This window comes from Dysgonomonas sp. Shenzhen-Wh21, from assembly GCF_043392705.1.
GTDB lineage: Bacteria > Bacteroidota > Bacteroidia > Bacteroidales > Dysgonomonadaceae > Dysgonomonas.
This window is the reverse complement of sequence record NZ_JAIXHZ010000073.1, coordinates 1-3474: the sequence shown is the minus strand read 5'-3', so window position 1 is coordinate 3474 and position 3474 is coordinate 1. Positions and strand designations below refer to the sequence as shown.

The following is a 3474-nucleotide window of genomic DNA, read 5'->3' as shown; positions in this document are numbered from 1 at the left end:
TTTGCAAAATATTGAACCTCATAATCCGATATTGTAAATCTCTTTTTTTTATGAAGACATACCCATATTCCTGAGTTTACGTGCTCCAACACCGTTATACCTGTAAAATATATAAAGCACTTCGTATGTATCTCAGTGGGTGTATTTTCATTTAACATCAGATTACACACATAAAGGAACTGCTTTTCACTTAATTCTTTCCACGATTTAGGCAAAGATAAGTCAAGAGATTCCATGATGATACTTTTCTTAACCTGTTTTCGGTAATAGATATAGAAGGCTAGTAACCACAATAGCCCCAATCCGATTATTATCCCTATAATTTTTAGTATAATCATCATTTAGAAGAAAAAAGTTGGTTGATTCTTTTCGTTTTTATACTTACTGTCTGTTTTTATCCTATACGCTTGTGATGCTGCGTATACAGGATATTTTTCGATATTTTCTACCATTGTGTTAACAGTAGTTTCCAGTAATTTGTATGCTGTGTCATTATCCTCTCTGTACAGCATTCCCATAACAGACATCAGCGCCCTGATCATTGCTATATCTTCGACTGTCAGTGAATTTGTCCTTCTTTTTTGCAATAAGTCATCCATATATTCATGGCTGATCATATTTCCCATTTTGTTCTGATATGACATCAGCACAGGATGAAGCTCTTCTAAATGATAACGAAGAGCATCTTTTTTACAATATCGCCGGAATGAATCGGCAGTCATATACAGGCACTCGGTATAATAATCATATAGCCCGAAACTTTTCCAAGCTGTATTATACGTTTGATCTTTGAATATTAGGCTGATCAACATATCTGTAGATTCACTAATTCGTGCCTCAAGCCATTTCAACAATCTATCAACACGCTCTTTCGATGCCGGTGCTTGATTGGTGTTCGATACTACCGCAAATCCGTTCGGGGTTTGTATCAAATCCACAAATGGAATTGCAGCATAATAGGCATTGCATGCTATTACTGTACATGCTGCCGTTTTTATCTCAGTATCGGCAGAAGCTGTTATTAAACCCATCAGGTCTGCACCAAGCAAATTTGTTTTCAAAAGCAATTCTGCTTCTTGTACAAAAGATAAAAGGTTATCCCAATCTGTTCTATTCGGATCAGGATTATATTCCCCTATTGTAGGGATATATTTTACAAATGTCGCTAAATCTGGAATAAGCATATTATTCGTTTTTATTTGGTTCTCTTAAGGTGTTTTCTTCCGCATCCTTTCCTTTATCTAAGGTTGTGAGTGTAATTACAGGAATATCGAATTCAACATTTTCCCATTTGTTGAACTCTTTTATAATGTAATATGGCTCAAGTAATATATCATGAAAAGGTTTTTCCAGCGATTGTTTCAATGTGAACAATTCACGTTGTACCGATCCTGAATAATTACCCTGAGATTTACCCGGATTCACACCTATAAGTGCCGGATGTACAGCGTCAGCATAACATTTCATATTGTTAGCTTCCGCTGAGTCCTCAATCAGTTCACCACCTTCTTTAGTAGTATCAATCAGCGTAATTTTTATCATGCTGATTTCTTTTCCACTGGTAGGATTAACATAATATCCGCTAATCCATAGCTTGTTTGAGTTTTCAATACCGGTAAGGAATTCACGGATATCCTCATATTGTTTTTTCTTACGAGCTATTTGTGCTTCCGGATCAGTTATCTTTTCCTCTTCAAACAGGCCTTTCCAATAGTCCTTATGTATTTCAACTAGGTATTTTATAGAAGTTGAATTCTTTAACTTCTTTAATTTTTTATAAGGAATAAGACGGCTATATTCGTACCATCCCCCTTTGAATACAGACCAGGACGGAGGTACGGGGTAATATTTTGCTCCGATGGTCGGGAATAGGTTTATTAATGCGAATTTTCTGTCTTTCGTTATTTTTTCTTTACTCCGGGTAACACCATTAATGTTTGGAATTCTGCCGAACCTTTCTTCCAAATCGCCTATAGGATCATAATAATCTAAAACAGGAATAGCTTCTACTTCATCATCTTTCGGATTTCTGTTTTCAAAGTCAGCATAGAATATATTTTCTATCACTCCTTTATCATTACATGTCTCTATTCGTACATGACAGGCCTCCTTGTGTCTGATATTTACAATCTTTTCACCCGCTTTATCTATTATAAGTACGGTAACAGTAAAGAAAAAATATTTAATGTCAGCACACTGATCGAGCAAATACTTTGTAGGCCTATTGTATTTGAAGAACTTGATTATATCATCATTCAGCTTTTCGCCTTCTATCGATGACTTATAACTCAATCCGCTTGCATAACAGGTAAGCGCATTGAAATGCTTATTTTCTGATAATACTTCATCATCACCTACCAGTTTCATTATATTATAGGGCTTCTGGTTGTCAGTACCCCAAGGCACATAGCCTCTATATCCTTTTTTTATTGAGATAGGATTGGTTTTTGTCTCATCGGTGACGCTTTCTAAGAGTGAATCCATTTCTTGTATATCAACTGTATTCACAAAAGCTGCACTACTTCCCAAGCTTAAGACGGCAGAAGTATTGTCTAATATTTGTATATTTTGCCTTTTCTTTGTCATATAATTACCTCTTTTCCATTAAATTCAAAAATGCAGATCGCTTTTATTTTTCTTATCTGACCCGAATCCGGGAATCGTATATTAAAAGTGTTGTTGTTGAAATTACTTGAAGTGCAAACCACGCCTTTACAATCCATAACCGAAGCATCTTCCATCTTCCAGCATCGAATATTTACCCGTTTTTTCGAGTTCAATATCCTCCTGACATCCTTTATGTGGATCATTTCTCTCATATTAGTTGAATGTATTGTCAAAAGTTCTGTCAAATAATCTGAATAGAAATTTATTGAACTGCTTTACCTCTTGGTTATGCTGGCTCAGTCTGTATTTAAATTCATACGCCGGTTGTTCCGTTTTATCGCTCGATCGTTTCACAGTTTGGTCGATTATTGTAATACCCTTCCTAATTGCCTTATTTTTTACAAGAAAAGTACTGTACGAAGAGAATAGATCTGATTCTAGCCATTCAGCTGTATATTGATCGATAATGCCGGTATTAGATATATATTCAATATCCAGGGAGTTGTTTGTCTTGATGTAGTCGCCTTTTATTGTGGCATATTCATTCTTGAATATTCTTTCGCTCGATAAGTTACCAATAGGGCAAAATGTCTCCGGGACGCCGAAGTTATTTTTGAATAAAATTTCAATCGATGGAGTAGGAGATAGGTTATCGACTAAATGAGCGATTTGCCTGACATCACAGATAACAGTATATTTTACAAGTATTTTACCTTCTTTCATATACTTGTCTGGGCTTACATCTATGACTGTTATTTGATTTGCTGTCGTATTACCTTCAGCATAAGAAGCGGACTCATACCCACCGGTTACTAAATTTCTGTATGTTGCTGTTACTTCTACCGACTGAGGCTCGAAGGAATATAC

Annotated in this window: 4 protein-coding genes and 1 pseudogene; all 5 read right to left on the bottom strand. The window is 35.7% G+C overall.

What is annotated here, in order from left to right; translation table 11 throughout:
- Window positions 1-341: pseudogene (locus LDB17_RS04345) on the bottom strand (hypothetical protein); the annotation flags it as partial.
- Window positions 342-1184, bottom strand: coding sequence for a DUF6712 family protein (locus LDB17_RS04340; protein ID WP_252636413.1), 843 nt, complete (start codon window positions 1182-1184; stop codon window positions 342-344). It lies immediately after the preceding pseudogene.
- Window position 1185: 1 nt separating this feature from the next.
- Window positions 1186-2586: a hypothetical protein gene (locus LDB17_RS04335; RefSeq protein ID WP_252636412.1), complete on the bottom strand. Its 1401-nt coding sequence runs from the start codon at window positions 2584-2586 to the stop codon at window positions 1186-1188.
- Window positions 2583-2810, bottom strand: coding sequence for a hypothetical protein (locus tag LDB17_RS04330; protein WP_393924908.1), 228 nt, complete (start codon window positions 2808-2810; stop codon window positions 2583-2585). The genes LDB17_RS04335 and LDB17_RS04330 overlap by 4 nt, the downstream gene beginning before the upstream one ends.
- A 10-nt stretch (window positions 2811-2820) precedes the next feature.
- Window positions 2821-3474 (bottom strand): hypothetical protein (locus LDB17_RS04325; protein ID WP_393924907.1); only part of this gene is annotated, 654 nt, incomplete at its 5' end.